A 15,526-nucleotide genomic window follows, 5' to 3' on the forward strand; every position below is an offset into this window, starting at 1 on the left:
TGCCTGGGCCGTTTCAGGAAAGCAAGGATCATATCATTAAAAACTTGAAGAACTCAAACCCGTCGACTAAGGGCGAAGGCGCCGGCCTGCTCGGCGAAGTCGAAGGCACGTTGCAGGGTCATCGCGATGGTCATGGTTTCCTGATCCCCGACGACGGTGCCGCCGACGTCTATCTGTCGTCGCAGGAAACGCATGCCGTCATGCACGGCGACCGGCTGCGCGTGCGCGTCGTGCGCTTCGACAAGCGCGGTCGTCCGGAGGGCAAGGTGCTCGAGATCCTCGAGCGCAAGAAGCGGCCGCTGATCGGCCGCCTGTTGCTCGAGTCCGGTATCTGGCTGGTTGCGCCTGAGGACCGGCGCATGGGCCAGGACATCCTGATCCCCAAAAACGGCATTGCCAACGCGACCGCAGGGCAGGTTGTTGCTGTCGAGTTGACTGAGCCGCCGTCGCTGTACTCGCAACCGGTCGGTCGTGTCGTCGAAGTGCTCGGCGAGATCGACGATCCCGGCATGGAGATCGAGATCGCGGTGCGCAAGTACGACGTGCCGCATCGCTTCAGCCCCGAAACGTTGACGCAGAGCGCCAAGCTGCCTGAGAAGCTGCGCGCCGCCGATCTCAAGCACCGCATCGACCTGCGCGACGTGCCGCTGGTCACCATCGATGGCGAGGATGCGCGCGACTTCGACGACGCCGTCTACTGCGAACCCTTCAAGCAGGGGCGTGGCAAGAAGGCCGTCGAGGGCTGGCGCCTGCTGGTGGCCATTGCCGACGTGTCGCACTACGTGAAGCCCGGCGAGCCGCTGGACGCCGATGCCTACGAACGGGCGACGTCGGTCTACTTCCCACGCCGTGTCATCCCGATGCTGCCCGAGAAGCTGTCCAACGGGCTGTGTTCGCTGAACCCCTACGAAGACCGCCTCAGCATGGTCTGCGACATGCTTGTGTCCACGGACGGCACTGTCGCGGCCTACCAGTTCTATCCGGCGGTGATCTGCTCGCACGCCCGCTTCACCTACACCGAGGTCGCGGCCGTCCTGGCCAACACCCATGGCCCCGAGGCCGCCAAGCGCCGCGAGCTGGTGCCGCATCTGCTGCATCTGCACGAGGTCTACCGCGCGCTGCTGGCAGAGCGGGGCCGCCGTGGCGCCATCGACTTCGAGACCACCGAGACGCAGATCGTCTGCGACGACAACGGCCGTATCGAGAAGATCATCCCGCGCACGCGCAACGACGCGCACCGGCTGATCGAGGAGGCGATGCTGGCCGCGAACACCTGCTCGGCCGATTTCATCCAGTCGTCCAAGCACCACTCGCTCTACCGCGTGCACGAAGGTCCGACGCCCGAGAAGCGCACGACGCTGCAGAACTATCTGCGCTCGCTGGGCATTGGCATGGGTGTGTCCGACGACCCGACGCCGCGTGAATTCCAGGCGATCGCCCAGGCGACCAAAGACAGGCCCGACGCGCAGCAGATCCACACCATGCTGCTGCGCTCCATGCAGCAGGCCATCTACACCGGCACCAATTCCGGCCATTTCGGCCTGGCCTACCCGGCCTACACCCACTTCACCAGCCCGATCCGGCGCTATCCCGACCTGCTGGTCCACCGCGTCATCAAATGCCTGCTGGCGAGCAAGCGCTACACGCTGGACGCCAGCAAGATGAACGTGCCGCAGGCGCCCAAGCGCCCCGGCCGGCCAGCGCCGCCCAACCCGGCAGACGCCCGCAACGAGGCCGAGCGCTGGGAGGTCGTGGGCGCGCATTGCAGCGCCAACGAGCGTCGTGCCGACGAGGCCAGCCGCGATGTCGAGGCTTGGCTGAAGTGCCGCTACATGCGCGACCGCCTCGGCGAGGAGTTCGCCGGCACCGTCAGTGCGGTCACGTCCTTCGGCCTCTTCGTGCAACTGGATGCGCTCTACGTCGAGGGCTTGGTGCACATCACCGAGCTGGGCGGCGAGTACTACCGCTTCGACGAGGTGCGCCAGGAACTGCGTGGCGAGCGCACCGGCATTCGCTACGCGACCGGCGCCCGCGTGCAGGTGCAGGTCAGCCGTGTTGACCTGGACGGCCGGCGCATCGACTTCCGCCTGGTGCGCGACGCCGAAGACGCGCGCTCATCCGGGCGCGGCGGGGCATCCAAACCCACGGGCAAAGTCCCGGGCAAGACACCAACCCGCAAGCGCGCGCCCAAGACGGCCGTCGAGACGCTGGACGATGTGCGCCAGCAGGATCGCGACGTGAAGAAGAGCCGCAAGGAAGTCGTCGCGTCCCTGCATCCGGTCAAGGCCGCACAGCAGGCCGCCAAGCGCGCCGCCAAGAAAACGGCTGCCAAGGCCGCGCCGCGCAAGCGCCGCTGAGCGTCAGCGCAGCGCCGCCAGGCGCTCGATGAGCTCGCCGGCGCGCAGCACGCCGCCGTACTCGCCGGCGCGGCCGTGCGCGTCCACGCCGGTGCAGGCGATGGCGTGAGCCGTGGCGGATGGTTGCTGAGCCCACAGCCCGCCCAGCCAGCCGGCCAGCACGTCGCCGCTGCCGGCTGTAGCCAGGGCCGGGCCGCCGCTGGCGCAGAGCGCCGGCCGCTCGGCCGGTGAGGTGATCACGCTGCCCGAGCCCTTGAGGACGACGGTGCAGCCCAATTGCAAGGCCAGTTCCTGCGCAGCGGCGAGGCGGTCGGCCTGAATGGCGGTTGTGCCGCGATTTAGCAGGCGGGCGGCTTCGAGCGGATGTGGCGTCAGCAGCGTGGAGCCTGCTGGCCTTGTGCGCACAAGGGACTGCAGAGTTGTGTCGGCAGCGATGGCGTTCAGCGCGTCGGCATCGATGACGAGGCGCGGCAGCGTTTGCAGCAGTGAGGGCAAATGGGGTGTGATGGCGTCGCCAGCGCCACAGCCGATGACGCCCACTGCCTGGGGCAGCTCCGTGAGCCGGCCGCGCATCAACTCGAGCCAGCCGGAGTCAGCGACCTCGGCGGGGCCGAGCCCCAGCAGGTCCAGATAGACCCGTCCCGCGCCACAGGCCAGGGCCGCGCGGGCGGCCAGCCGGGCGGCGCCCTGCATACCCGGTGCTCCGCCCACGACCAGCACCTGGCCGTGGCTGCCCTTGTGGCTGGTCGGGCTGCGATGCAGGGCAGCGCCCGGGCCGAGCAGGTCGGCCGTGGGCGACTCGTCGGGTGCAATGCCCAACTCGTCGAACCAGATCCGTCCTGCGTGCGCGCGTCCCTCGCCGGTGAAGAGGCCGGGCTTGAGCGTCAGCAGTGTCAGTGTGTGATCGGCGCGCACGGCGCGTTCGCCTGCGAGCTGGCCGGTGTCGGCGAGCAGGCCGCTGGGCAGATCAACGGCGAGGACGGGTGCGCCGCAATTGCCCATTGCGACGATGGGTGCCAGCAGCTCGGGTGAGGGCGCGCGATTCAGGCCCAGGCCAAGCAGCGCGTCGATGACGAGAGAAGGGCACTGCGGCGCGTCGTGGCTCACGTGGGTCGGAACACCGACCTCGGCCAACCGTCGCGCGGCAACATGGCCGTCGCCGCCGTTGTTGCCGGGGCCGCAGACCACCCATACCGGGCCTGCGCCCCGGCGCAGCGCCAGGGCGAGCTTGGCGACGGCCAGTCCTGCGCGTTCCATCAGGTCGGGCGAGTGGGCGAGCGCGCGCGCCTCAATGCGCCTGCTGGCCGCTACATCGAACAGCGGCAGCGTGGAGGTCGTGGGCAGCACCGGATGCATGCCCATGAGCTTAGAGCAGTCGTTGCGGCCCGAGTGCGGCGATGTCCAGCGCGGGTGCCAGCCCGGCGATCTGCTGGGCCAGGATCTGGGCGCTGCCACAGGCCAGGCCCCAGCCCAGTCCGCCTGGCGAGATGTTGAGCCACAAGCCCGCGCGACCGCCGCTGCCAAGCACGGGCAGGCCATCGGCCGGCAGCGCGCGGCGGCTCTGGCTCTGCTGCACTTGGCTGTGCAGCACCGAGCCAGGGAACCAGTGTTGCAGGCCGCGGTGCAGGGCTTCGAAGTCCGGGGTCACTCGGGTTCGGGCGCCGGCGACGGTGAGGCCGCCGGTCACGCGTACGCGCTGGCCGGTGCGGGCAATGGCCAGGCCCAGCGTCGGGTCGATCCAGCCAGCCTTGGGGCCCAGGTCGGGATGGGCTTCGAGCAGCCGCAGCGGTGCCGTGACCGAGGCTTCGTGCTGCGCCGCCAGGGGCAGGCGTTGGCCCGACAACGTGGCGGCGTCCAGGCCGTTGCACAACACCACAGCGTCGAAGCGTTCGTCCTGAGCGCCGGGCAGCTGCGGCAGGGTGTCTCCGGCGTCGCGCTCGGTGCCGCGGATCGGCGCCTCCAGCGGCGGTGTGTACTCGTGGCGCAGCATCAGGCCGGTGCCGTCGGCGGCGATGGCGATGGCGCGCACGGTGGTGTGGAAGCGAAACCCTGCGCCCAGGCGCTGGGCTTGCAGGCGCAGTTGCTGGGCGAAGAGGCGCGGATTGCCGGCACCGCCGCGGGCGAAGGCCAGCGCCGCGGCCAGCGGGGCGTCAGCGTTCAGGCCGGGTTCGCGCAGCCGAGCCTCGCCCGCCTCGATGAGCTCGACCTGCAGGCCCAGGGCCTTCCAACCCGCCAGTCGGGCCTGGGCGGTTGCGACGCGCTTGGCGTCAGTCAGCGCGACGAGAAGGCCATCGGTCGCTTCATCGTCCAAGCCCAGTGCGCGGCGCAGGTCAACGGCACGGGCCAGACCCAACTGGCTCAGCGCAACAAGTTGGCCTGCTGCGTCACCCGTGCTGCGCCCCGCGCGCCAACGACGAAGTCGAAAGGCCAGAGGTGCCGGTGACGTGGTGTCTGCCAAGTTGGGTGTAAAGGGCGAGAGCAGGGCGTTGCTGGCGAAGCTGGCCTGCTCGGCGACGCTGCCGCCGCGCTCGAAGACCTGCACCTGGAGCCCCAAGGCGGCCAGTTCGTAGGCCGTCGTCACACCGGCCAGGCCGGCACCAACCACCGCGACGCGGCGGGTCAAGCGCACACCCGGAGGGACGCCCTGACGGGCAAGCTTGCGGCCGCTGCAAAGCGGCGTCGGCTGGGAAAGGCCATGGGTTTGTGTATACTCTGCGGGTTTTGCCGGGGGTGCTGCGCTGTTTTAGGCGTTGCAAGACTCGGCAGAACGGTTGTGAGGGTGTTGTGGCTGAACTTCTCGGTCGCCACCGTCGCAACAAATCGCAAACCGGCCACTCAAAGGTGTTGTAGTTTGCGGCCTGGATTTCGCTTGAGAAACAAGCGTTTCCAGATGCTGCAACGCAATTCGGGCCGGATTTTAGACACAACCTTCGGAGTAAGACCCATGTCTGTCACGATGCGCGAGATGCTGGAAGCCGGCGTCCATTTCGGCCACCAAACCCGCTTCTGGAATCCCAAGATGGCCCCGTATATCTACGGCCATCGCAACAAGATTCACATCATCAACCTCGAGAAGACGCTGCCTGCGTTCAACGACGCGATGAAGTTCGTCCGCTCGCTGGCTGCCAAGCGCGGCACCATCCTGATGGTCGGCACCAAGCGCCAGGCCCGTGAAGTCGTCGCCCTGGAAGCCCAGCGCGCCGGCATGCCCTACGTCGACTCGCGTTGGCTCGGCGGCATGATGACCAACTTCAAGACGGTCAAGACCTCGCTGAAGAACCTGAAGGACATGCAGGCCCAGATTGACGCCGGCACCCAGCCCGCGATCAAGAAGGAAGCGCTGATGTTCCAGCGCGACATCGCCAAGCTCGAGAAGAACATCGGCGGCATCCAGGACATGACCGCACTGCCCGATGCCATCTTCGTCATCGACGTCGGCTATCACAAGATTGCCGTTGCCGAAGCCAAGAAGCTCGGCATTCCCGTCATCGGCGTGGTGGACACCAACCACTCGCCCATCGGCATCGACTACGTCATCCCCGGCAACGACGACTCGGCCAAGGCTGTGGCGCTGTACGCCCGCGCCGTTGCTGACGCCGTGCTCGAAGGCAAGGCCAACGCCACGAACGAAGTGCTGGCTGCGGTTGCTCCCGCCGGCGACGAGTTCGTCGAGGTCTCCGAAGAGGCTTAAAGCCCTTCCGCCCTGCATTTGAAAGGGGCCGCGAGGCCCCTTTTGCCAACCGAAATCTGGAGAAGAGAAATGGCTGCTATCACCGCAAGCATGGTGGGCGAACTGCGTGCCCGCACCGACGCCCCGATGATGGAGTGCAAGAAGGCGCTGACTGAAGCCGAAGGCGACCTGGCCCGCGCTGAAGAGATCCTGCGCGTCAAGCTCGGCAACAAGGCCGGCAAGGCTGCCTCGCGCATCACCGCCGAAGGCATCGTCGCCTCGGCCGTGGTCGGCGGCAATGGTGCCCTGATCGAAGTCAACTGCGAGACCGACTTTGTCTCGAAGAACGACGCTTTCCTGGCCTTCGTGAACGCGCTGGCCGGCCTGGTTGCTGAAGCCAACCCGGCTGATGTGGCTGCGCTGTCGGCGCTGCCGCTGTCCCAGGAAGGTTTCGGCCCGACGGTGGAAGACGTGCGCAAGGGCCTGATCGGCAAGATCGGCGAGAACATGTCGATCCGCCGTTTCCGGCGCTACAGCGGCACCAAGCTGGCGTCCTACCTGCACGGCACCCGCATTGGCGTGATGGTCGAGTTCGAGGGTGACGACGTCGCCGCCAAGGACGTTGCCATGCACGTGGCCGCCATGAAGCCGGCAGCGCTGTCCAGCGCCGAAGTCTCGGCAGACCTGGTCGATAAGGAGCGCCGCATTGCCACGGAGAAGGCTGCCGAATCCGGCAAGCCGGCCGACATCGTCGCCAAGATGGTCGAAGGCTCGGTGCAGAAGTTCCTGAAGGAAGTCAGCCTGCTGGACCAGGTCTTTGTGAAGGCTGCCGACGGCAAGCAGACCGTGGCGGCCTACCTGAAGTCGGCCAACACCACGGTCAAGGGCTTCACGCTCTACGTCGTTGGCGAAGGCATCGAGAAGAAGGTCGACGACTTCGCGGCCGAAGTGGCTGCCCAGGTGGCAGCTGCTAAGGGTCAGTAAAGACGCTTGCGAAATCGTACGAAATGAAGGGGCGCCAAGTTGGCGCCCTTTAAACTTGCGGCCCACCATAGGCCCCCCAAACCTGAGGACACCATGCCCGCGTACAAGCGCATTCTGCTCAAACTCTCCGGCGAAGCCCTGATGGGCGACGACGCCTATGGCATTAATCGCGCGACCATCGTTCGCATGGTGCAAGAGATCCGCGAAGTGACGCAGATGGGCATCGAGGTGGCCGTCGTCATCGGCGGCGGCAACATCTTCCGCGGCGTGGCTGGCGGCTCGGTCGGCATGGACCGCGCCACCGCCGACTACATGGGCATGCTCGCCACGGTCATGAACTCGCTGGCCCTGGCCGACACGATGCGCCAGGAGGGCATGACTGCCCGCGTGATGTCGGCCATCGCCATTGAGCAGGTCGTCGAGCCCTATGTGCGCCCGAAGGCGCTGCAATACCTCGAAGAGGGCAAGATCGTCGTCTTCGCTGCCGGTACCGGCAACCCCTTCTTCACAACCGACACGGCTGCGGCGCTGCGTGGCGCCGAAATCGGCGCCGAGATCGTGCTGAAGGCCACCAAGGTCGACGGCGTCTACTCGGCCGACCCGAAGAAGGACCCGACCGCCACGCGCTATGCGCGCATCAGCTTCGACGAGGTCATCACGCGCAATCTGCAGGTCATGGACGGCGCCGCCTTTGCGCTGTGCCGCGACCAGAAGCTGCCGATCAAGGTTTTCAGCATCTTCAAGCCCGGCGCACTGCGTCGCGTGGTGCAAGGCGAGGACGAAGGCACGTTGGTGCACGTCTAAAACCTTAGTCAGTTGGGGGCAGAGCTACTGTCTGACGCTCGGGCGGTCTGTCCCGCAAATTCATAGGTATCGATCATGAGCATTGCCGACATCAAGAAGAACGCCGAGGCCAAGATGGCCAAGTCGGTCGAATCCCTGAAGAACGACCTGCACAAGATCCGCACTGGCCGTGCCCACCCCGGCATCCTCGACCAGGTCAGCGTCGACTACTACGGCGCCATGGTGCCGATCTCGCAGGTGGCCAACGTGACGTTGCTGGACGCGCGCACCATTTCCGTCCAACCCTGGGAAAAGGGCATGGGCGCCAAGATCGAGAAGGCCATCCGCGAGAGCGATCTGGGCCTGAACCCGGCGTCCCAGGGCGACCTGATCCGCGTGCCGATGCCGCCGCTGACCGAAGAGCGCCGCCGTGACCTCACCAAGGTCGTGCGCAACGCCGGCGAGGACGCCAAGGTGGCCGTTCGCAATCTGCGCCGTGACGCCAATGAGCATGCCAAGAAGATGCTCAAGGACAAGGAAATCGGCGAGGACGACGAGCGTCGCAGCCTCGATGAAGTGCAAAAGCTCACCGACCGGGTGATTTCGGAGATCGACAAGCTGATCTCGGGCAAGGAAGCCGAGATCCTGGCGGTTTGAGCGCCGTGCTCATGGCGCAAGACCGCCCGGCGCCGCCGCGCCATGTGGCCATCGTCATGGATGGCAATGGCCGCTGGGCCAAGAAGCGCTTCCTGCCGCGCTTCTTCGGCCACAAGGCCGGCGTGGACAGCCTCGTCAAGGTCGTCCAGGCCTGCATCGACCGCGATATCGAATACGTCACCGTCTTCGCCTTCTCCAGCGAGAACTGGAAGCGTCCGAGCGACGAGGTCTCGGGCCTGATGGGCCTGGTGCTGGCTGCGGTGAGCCGCTACCTGGCCAAGATGGGTGCGATGGGCGTGCGCATCCGCATCGTCGGCGACCGTGACGCCGTGTCTGACAAGCTGCGCAACGCCTGGAACGAGGCCGAGACCAGCACCCTGCACAACACCAAGCTGACGCTCAATGTCGCCTTCAATTACGGCGGCCGCTGGGACATCGTGCAGGCCTGCAAGGCCGCGATCAAGGCGGGTGTGAAGCCTGACGAGCTGACCGAAGCCAAGCTGTCGGAGTTCATGGCCATGAGCTATGCGCCCGACCCCGACCTCTTCATCCGCACCGGCGGTGAGGTGCGCATCAGCAACTTCCTGCTCTGGCAGGCGGCGTATACCGAATTCGTGTTCTCGGACTGCCTGTGGCCCGAGTTCGGCGAGCGTGAGCTGGACGCGGCCATTGCGGCCTTCCACGAACGCGATCGCCGCTTCGGCGGTGTCAAAGAGGTGGTATGAGCCCACCCCGTACCGGCTTCGCCGGCCCCCTCAAGGGGGCACTGCCAGTGGCCCAGCAAAGCCGGATCCACGGCAGTCGCCTCGGCAATGCCTTGAAGGAGGCGTAATGCTTAAGACCCGCGTCATCACCGCCGTCGTGCTGCTGGCCGTCCTGCTGCCGGTGCTCTTCCAGGCTTCGCCCTGGCCCTTTGCCTGGGTCACGGTCGTCATGATGGGCGCGGCCGGCTGGGAATGGACGCGGCTCAACGGCCTGCCCGGCACCGGTGCGATCGCGGGCGGTGTGGCGCTGGCGCTGGCCTGCGTATGGACGCTGCTGCTCGGTGGCCTGAACGCGCCGCCGGCCTGGATCTGGTCGCTGGCCAGCCTCCTGTGGGTGCTGGGCGGCGCCTATGCCTTGCGCGCCGGCCCGAGCGGCTGGCCGCGCATCGCGCGCGGCGCGCGGCTGGCCCTGGGCGCCGTGCTGCTGTGGGGTGCCTGGCTGGCCATCGTGCAGGCCAAGGTGCATGGCGTCAATTTCATCCTGTCGGTGTTCTGCCTCGTCTGGATGGCCGACATCGCCGCCTATTTCGGTGGCCGCACCTTCGGCAAGCGCAAGCTGGCGCCCAGCATCAGCCCGGGCAAGAGCTGGGAGGGCGTCTGGAGTGGCCTGGCCGGCGTCATCCTGCTCGGCTTCATCTGGGTGCATGTCATCGACGTGAAACTGGCCGTGGATTCGCCCAGTCTCTACACGCTGCTGGTCCAGCGCCATGGCTGGGTGTCGTTGCTGGCTCTGGTCTTCCTCGGCGCGATGAGTGTCGTCGGCGATCTGTTCGAATCGCTCGTCAAGCGCGCCACTGGCGCAAAGGACAGCAGCAACCTGCTGCCCGGTCACGGCGGCGTGCTGGATCGCATCGACGCGCTGCTGCCCGTGTTTCCCTTGGCGCTTGCCTTGATCAGCTTATGAACCGTCGCCAACGCGTCTGCGTCCTCGGCTCGACCGGCTCCATCGGCGTCAACACGCTGGATGTCCTCTCACGCCACCCAGAGCGCTATGAAGTCGTTGCGTTGAGCGCGATGAGCCGAGTTGACGAGTTGCTCGCCCAATGCCTGGTGTGGAAGCCGCGTTTCGCCGTCATGCCCGAGCGGGACGCTGCTGGCCGCCTGCGCGAGCGGCTGCGTGAAGCCGGCAGCCGTACCGAGGTGCTGGACGGCGCTCAGGCGCTGGCCGACATTGCCGCCCATCCCGAAGTTGATACCGTCATGGCTGCCATCGTCGGCGCCGCCGGCCTGGCACCGGCCATCGCCGCGGCGCGCGCCGGCAAGCGCCTGCTGCTGGCCAACAAGGAGGCCATCGTCGTCGGCGGGGCCCTCTTCATGCAGGCGGTGGAAGAGGGCGGAGCCACGCTGCTGCCCATCGACAGTGAGCACTCGGCCATCTTCCAATGCCTGCCCGAGGACCGTGCGGCCTGGCATGAACGCATCGACCACATCGTGCTTACGGCCTCCGGCGGCCCCTTCCGCAGCCGCGACCCGGCCACATTGGCCGACGTGACGCCGAACCAAGCCTGCGCCCACCCGAACTGGGTCATGGGCCGCAAGATCTCGGTCGACTCGGCGACGATGATGAACAAGGCGCTGGAGGTCATCGAGGCGCGTTGGTTGTTCAACCTCGTGCCCGAACAGATCAAGGTGCTGATCCACCCGCAGAGCATCATCCATTCGATGGTGGTCTGCCGTGACCAGTCGGTGCTGGCCCAGCTCGGCACGCCCGACATGCGCGTGCCCATCGCCTACGGCCTGTCCTTCCCCGAGCGCATCACGTCTGGTGCCAGCCGCCTGGACTTGCTGACGACGCCCAACCTCACCTTCGAGGAGGCCGACGCCGTGCGCTTCCCCGGCTTGCACCTGTCCTGGCAGGCCCTGCGCGCGCCGGAAGGCAGCACCACGGTGCTGAATGCGGCCAATGAAGTGGCGGTGGATGCCTTCCTGAACGGCCTTCTGCGCTTTGACCGGATCCACGCGATCAACTCGCAGTGTCTGGCCGACATCCAGCCGGGCGATTGCGCCAGCATCGAAGCGCTGCTGGCGCTGGACGCCCGCACCCGAGAGCATGCCAGGAGCCTGCTGTGACGATGACGTTGGGCATCCTGCTGGCGCTGGCGGTGCTGATCCCCATCCATGAATGGGGCCACTACCGCGTGGCCCGGGCGTGTGGGGTCAAGGTGCTGCGTTTCTCGATCGGTTTCGGCCCGGTGCTTTGGCGTCGTATCGGCCGCGGCGGCACCGAGTTCGCGCTCAGCGCCATCCCGCTGGGCGGGTATGTGCTGATGCTGGACGAGCGCAACGCGCCCGTAGCGCCGCACGAGCGCGAGCAGGCCTTCAATCAGCGCCCGCTGCGCCAGCGCGCCGCCATCATTGCGGCCGGGCCGTTGACCAACTGGCTGCTGGCGATCGTGCTGTTCGCCGTGGTGGCCTGGATGGGCATCGACCAGCCCAAGGCCTTGCTCGGTACCCCGACCAGCGGCTCCTTGGCGGAGCGAGCTGGTCTGCGTGCGGGTGACACCGTGCTGGCTGCCTCCGACACGGAAGGAGAGTGGCAGCCCGTCCGGTCACTGCCCGACCTGCAGGCGGCGATGCTGCGCGCCCAGGTGCTGGGCGAAAGCCTGCACCTGTCGGTCAGTGACGCCCATGGCCGTTCGCCGCGCAGCGTGCGCCTCGAGACCGAGCGCCTGGTGGGCCGCGCGCCGGATGCGCAGCTGATTGCGGACATCGGCCTGACGCCGTTTTCGCAGCCGGTGATCAGCCGCGTGGCTGACGGCGGCGCGGGGGCGGCGGACGGCCTGATGGCAGGCGATCGTGTGCTGACCATCGATGGCCGTGCCGTGCCCGACGCTGCCTTCCTGCGCGATGCCATCCGCCTGGCGCGCGATGGCGACACGCCGCGCACCATGCAATGGCGGATCGAGCGAGCCGGCCAGGTGCTGGAATTGGCAACGACGCCGCGCCTGGTGCAGGAGGCGGGCCAGCGCGTGGCGCGGCTGGGCATTGGCGTGGGGTCGTCGCTGGAGCGCGTGAGCATCAGCTACGGGTTGGTCGACGGCCTGTGGCAGGGCGTGACGCAGAGCTGGGACATGGCGGTCACCACCGTCCGGATGCTGGGCCGCATGCTGACCGGCCAGGCCTCGTTGAAGCTGCTCAGCGGGCCGCTCACCATGGCCGAGGCGATCGGCGATGCCGCCAAGGCCGGGCCCAGTTACTACCTGGAACGGCTTGCGCAGATCTCGCTCGGCCTGGCGATTCTGAACCTGCTGCCGCTGCCGATGCTCGACGGCGGGCACCTCATGTATCATCTTTTCGAGGGTTTGAGTGGCCGCCCCGTCTCCGAATGGTGGCAACGGCAACTGCAGCGCGCTGGCGCGCTGATCCTGATGCTGATGATGGCCTTGGCCCTTTCCAACGACGTCGCCCGCCTCGCGGGCTGGCACTGACACTCCCCGGTTCCCATGTCCTTTCCTTTCAGTTCGGGAGCGAAGCGTCGCCCCTTCCGCCTCGGCTTGCTGGCTTTGGCTGTCACGGGGATGTTCCAGTCGGGGCTAGCCTGGGCGGCAGATCCCTTCGTGCTGAAGGACATCCGCGTCGAAGGCCTGCAACGGACCGACCCGGGCACCGTGTTCGCGTCGCTGCCCTTTCGCATCGGCGACACCTACAACGATGAAAAAGGCGCTGCCGCGCTGCGTGCCCTGTTCGCCACGGGCCTGTTCAAAGACGTGCGCATCAGCATCGACGGCAATGCCGTCGTCGTCATCATCGACGAGCGCCCCATCATCGCCAACGTCAACTTCGTCGGCCTGAAGGAGTTCGATACCGAGGCGCTGACCAAGTCGCTGAAGGACGTCGGCATCGGCGAAGGCAAGCCCTTCGACAAGGCCTTGGCCGACCGTGCCGAGCAGGAGCTCAAGCGCCAGTACCTCACGCGCAGCCTCTACGGTGCCGAGGTCACGACGACGATCACGCCCATCGAGCGCAACCGCGTCAACGTCAGCTTCAATGTGACGGAGGGCGAGCCGGCCAAGATCGCCGAGATCCGGATTCTGGGCTCCAAGGTGTTCTCCGAAAGCACGTTGATGGGCCTGCTCGAGCAGACCACTACCGGCTGGCTGACCTGGTACACCAAGACCGACCGCTATTCGCGGGCCAAGCTGAACGCGGACCTGGAAACCATCCGCAGCTATTACCTGAACCGCGGCTACCTGGAGTTCGCCGTCACCTCCACGCAGGTGACGATCTCGCCGGACAAGCAGAGCATCAGCATCGCCATCACGGTCAGCGAAGGCCAGCCCTACACCGTCACGGGCGTCAAGCTCGAGGGTGATTACCTGGGCCGCGAGGAGGACTTCAAGCACCTCGTCTTCCTCAAGCCCGGCCAGGCCTACCAGGGCGAAGCGGTGGCCAACACCACGCGCGCCTTCAGCGACCTGTTCGGCACCTATGGCTATGCCTTCGCCCGCGTCGACAGCCGCCCCGACATCAACCGCGAGACCGGCCAGGTCGTCGTCACCTTCGTCGCCGAGCCGCAGCGTCGCGTCTACGTGCGCAAGGTCATCATCTCCGGCAACTCGCGCACCCGTGACGAAGTCATCCGCCGCGAGTTCCGCCAGTTCGAAGCAGCCTGGTACGACGGCCAGAAGATCAAGTCCTCGCGTGACCGCGTCGAGCGCCTGGGTTACTTCAAGGACAAGGAAGTCAGCATCGACACCCAGGAGGTGCCGGGCGCCCAGGATCAGGTCGATGTCATCCTGACCGTCGTCGAGCGCCCCACCGGCGCCATCACGGTCGGTGCGGGCTACTCCAGCCAGACCAAGCTGTCCTTCACCGGCTCCATCCGCCAGGACAACGTGTTCGGATCGGGCAACTACCTCGGCATCGACTTGGCCACCGCCCGCACGGGCCGCCAGGTGCAGGTCAGCACGGTCGACCCCTACTTCACGGTCGACGGTGTGTCGCGCTCGCTCGATGTGTTCTATCGGACCACGCGCCCGATCAACACGCTGGGCGAGGAATACCAGTACGTCACCAAGGGCGGTGCCATCCGCTTTGGCGTGCCCTTCTCGGAAATCGACACCGTCTTCTTTGGCCTTGGCTACGAGCAGACCGACATCACGACGTCCAAGGGCCTGCCCAACAGCTATCTGCTGTTCGTCAACCAGTTCGGCCAGCGCAGCAATTCCATCCCATTCACCATCGGCTGGCAGCGTGACAGCCGCGACAGCGTCATCTCTCCGCTCAAGGGCAAGTACCAGCGCGTCAACGTCGAGACCAGCGCCATCGGCGACGCCCGGTTCGCGCGTATCAACCTGCAGTACCAGCAGTATTTCGAGGTCACGAACAAGATCACGCTGGGCATCAACAGCGAACTGGGTTGGGGCGTGGGCCTGGGCGGCAAGCCCTATCCCATCTTCAAGAACTTCTACGGCGGTGGCCTGGGCTCCGTGCGCGTCTTCGAGGCCGGCTCGCTGGGCCCTGTGGACCCGACCGGCTCCTACATCGGCGGCAACCGGCGCTTCAACACCAATGCCGAGCTCTACCTGCCGGTGCCCGGCAGCGGCAACGACAAGAGCTTCCGCATCTTCGGCTTCGCCGACCTCGGTGGTGTCTGGGGGCCGGACGCCAAGCTCAACTGGAACACGCTGACCAACGGCAAGGACAATGAGGGCCGCGACATGCTGCGCATGTCCGCCGGTATCGGCCTGTCCTGGATTTCGCCGATGGGCCCGCTGCGGCTGAGTTACGGCAAGCCCGTTCGCAAGGCGCGGACGGATAGAATCGAAAAATTCCAATTCCAGATCGGGACTGCATTCTGATGATGAGCAAGCTCTTGCAATCGATGGCCCTGGCCGCATCGATGATGGTGGCCACCACGGTGGTGCAAGCCCAGGAACTGAAGATCGGCTACGTCAACAGCGAGCGCGTGCTGCGCGAGGCCAACTTGGCCAAGGCAGCCCAGGTCAAGCTGGAGACTGAGTTTGGCAAGCGCGAGAAAGACCTGCGCGATCTGGAGACCAAGCTGCGCGGCGCTGCCGAGAAGCTGGAAAAGGACGCGCCCACGCTGTCCGAAGCTGAGCGCAACCGCCGCCAGCGCGACATCGTCGAGCAGGAGCGTGACTTGCAGCGCAAGCGCCGCGAGTGGCAGGAAGACCTGACCCAACGCAAGAACGAGGAGCTGTCGGCCGTGGTCGAGCGCGCCAACAAGGTCATCAAGCAGATCTTCGATGCCGAGAAGTACGACCTCATCCTGCAGGACGCGATCCACTTCAGCGCGCGTGTCGACATCACCAAGAAGGTGATCGACGCGCTGAACGCGCAGAAGTAAG

13 protein-coding genes are annotated in these 15,526 nt (G+C 66.5%); 11 read left to right on the plus strand and 2 right to left on the minus strand.

All coding sequences use genetic code 11. The annotated features are described in order from the left end of the window. Positions 1-44 precede the first annotated feature (44 nt). Entirely contained in the window at positions 45-2,357 is a 2,313-nt protein-coding gene (gene rnr / locus ACXJKM_RS01080) for a ribonuclease R (RefSeq protein WP_457349696.1), read from the plus strand. A gap of 3 nt (positions 2,358-2,360) precedes the next feature. Here the strand turns inward: rnr and ACXJKM_RS01085 are convergent, their stop codons facing one another. Both ACXJKM_RS01085 and ACXJKM_RS01090 read right to left on the minus strand, forming a co-directional pair. After that, complete coding sequence (locus ACXJKM_RS01085; protein WP_457349698.1) at positions 2,361-3,719, minus strand: NAD(P)H-hydrate dehydratase; 1,359 nt, start codon at positions 3,717-3,719, stop codon at positions 2,361-2,363. Positions 3,720-3,723: 4 nt separating this feature from the next. Continuing rightward, complete coding sequence (locus ACXJKM_RS01090; protein WP_457349700.1) at positions 3,724-4,980, minus strand: NAD(P)/FAD-dependent oxidoreductase; 1,257 nt, start codon at positions 4,978-4,980, stop codon at positions 3,724-3,726. 321 nt (positions 4,981-5,301) lie between these two features. Between ACXJKM_RS01090 and rpsB the strand changes: the two genes are divergently transcribed. The 10 genes from rpsB (at position 5,302) to ACXJKM_RS01140 (ending at position 15,525) form a co-directional block, all read left to right on the plus strand. After that, positions 5,302-6,048: a 30S ribosomal protein S2 gene (rpsB, locus tag ACXJKM_RS01095; RefSeq protein WP_056198145.1), complete on the plus strand. Its 747-nt coding sequence runs from the start codon at positions 5,302-5,304 to the stop codon at positions 6,046-6,048. A gap of 69 nt (positions 6,049-6,117) precedes the next feature. Further along, positions 6,118-7,011 (plus strand): translation elongation factor Ts, encoded by an 894-nt coding sequence (gene tsf, locus ACXJKM_RS01100; RefSeq protein WP_056198143.1) that lies wholly within the window; start codon positions 6,118-6,120, stop codon positions 7,009-7,011. A gap of 93 nt (positions 7,012-7,104) precedes the next feature. After that, the gene (gene pyrH, locus ACXJKM_RS01105) at positions 7,105-7,815 is read left to right on the plus strand and encodes a UMP kinase (RefSeq protein ID WP_056198141.1); all 711 of its coding nucleotides are present in this window, start codon (positions 7,105-7,107) and stop codon (positions 7,813-7,815) included. 75 nt (positions 7,816-7,890) lie between these two features. Then, complete coding sequence (gene frr / locus ACXJKM_RS01110; RefSeq protein ID WP_056198140.1) at positions 7,891-8,451, plus strand: ribosome recycling factor; 561 nt, start codon at positions 7,891-7,893, stop codon at positions 8,449-8,451. An 11-nt stretch (positions 8,452-8,462) separates the two neighbouring features. After that, positions 8,463-9,176 (plus strand): polyprenyl diphosphate synthase, encoded by a 714-nt coding sequence (gene uppS, locus ACXJKM_RS01115; protein WP_056198138.1) that lies wholly within the window; start codon positions 8,463-8,465, stop codon positions 9,174-9,176. Between the two features lie 106 nt (positions 9,177-9,282). After that, complete coding sequence (locus tag ACXJKM_RS01120) at positions 9,283-10,119, plus strand: phosphatidate cytidylyltransferase (RefSeq protein ID WP_056198136.1); 837 nt, start codon at positions 9,283-9,285, stop codon at positions 10,117-10,119. After that, positions 10,116-11,285 (plus strand): 1-deoxy-D-xylulose-5-phosphate reductoisomerase, encoded by a 1,170-nt coding sequence (ispC, locus tag ACXJKM_RS01125; RefSeq protein ID WP_457349702.1) that lies wholly within the window; start codon positions 10,116-10,118, stop codon positions 11,283-11,285. Before ACXJKM_RS01120 ends, ispC begins: the two co-directional genes overlap by 4 nt. Positions 11,286-11,287: 2 nt before the next feature. After that, complete coding sequence (gene rseP, locus ACXJKM_RS01130; RefSeq protein WP_457322945.1) at positions 11,288-12,643, plus strand: RIP metalloprotease RseP; 1,356 nt, start codon at positions 11,288-11,290, stop codon at positions 12,641-12,643. 15 nt (positions 12,644-12,658) lie between these two features. After that, positions 12,659-15,016 (plus strand): outer membrane protein assembly factor BamA, encoded by a 2,358-nt coding sequence (gene bamA / locus ACXJKM_RS01135; protein ID WP_056198129.1) that lies wholly within the window; start codon positions 12,659-12,661, stop codon positions 15,014-15,016. 2 nt (positions 15,017-15,018) lie between these two features. Next, positions 15,019-15,525: an OmpH family outer membrane protein gene (locus ACXJKM_RS01140; RefSeq protein WP_394326333.1), complete on the plus strand. Its 507-nt coding sequence runs from the start codon at positions 15,019-15,021 to the stop codon at positions 15,523-15,525. The last annotated feature ends 1 nt before the right edge of the window (position 15,526 follow it).

It is taken from the genome of Roseateles sp. P5_D6 (assembly GCF_054049415.1).

What these genes read in the sequence shown, in the direction of transcription:
- ACXJKM_RS01085 (WP_457349698.1), bottom strand. Translation starts at nt 3,719, where the DNA reads ATGGGCATGCATCCGGTGCTGCCCACGACCTCCACGCTGCCGCTGTTC.
- rpsB (WP_056198145.1), top strand. Translation starts at nt 5,302, where the DNA reads ATGTCTGTCACGATGCGCGAGATGCTGGAAGCCGGCGTCCATTTCGGC.
- tsf (WP_056198143.1), top strand. Translation starts at nt 6,118, where the DNA reads ATGGCTGCTATCACCGCAAGCATGGTGGGCGAACTGCGTGCCCGCACC.
- pyrH (WP_056198141.1), top strand. Translation starts at nt 7,105, where the DNA reads ATGCCCGCGTACAAGCGCATTCTGCTCAAACTCTCCGGCGAAGCCCTG.
- frr (WP_056198140.1), top strand. Translation starts at nt 7,891, where the DNA reads ATGAGCATTGCCGACATCAAGAAGAACGCCGAGGCCAAGATGGCCAAG.
- uppS (WP_056198138.1), top strand. Translation starts at nt 8,463, where the DNA reads ATGGCGCAAGACCGCCCGGCGCCGCCGCGCCATGTGGCCATCGTCATG.
- ACXJKM_RS01120 (WP_056198136.1), top strand. Translation starts at nt 9,283, where the DNA reads ATGCTTAAGACCCGCGTCATCACCGCCGTCGTGCTGCTGGCCGTCCTG.
- ispC (WP_457349702.1), top strand. Translation starts at nt 10,116, where the DNA reads ATGAACCGTCGCCAACGCGTCTGCGTCCTCGGCTCGACCGGCTCCATC.
- rseP (WP_457322945.1), top strand. Translation starts at nt 11,288, where the DNA reads ATGACGTTGGGCATCCTGCTGGCGCTGGCGGTGCTGATCCCCATCCAT.
- bamA (WP_056198129.1), top strand. Translation starts at nt 12,659, where the DNA reads ATGTCCTTTCCTTTCAGTTCGGGAGCGAAGCGTCGCCCCTTCCGCCTC.
- ACXJKM_RS01140 (WP_394326333.1), top strand. Translation starts at nt 15,019, where the DNA reads ATGAGCAAGCTCTTGCAATCGATGGCCCTGGCCGCATCGATGATGGTG.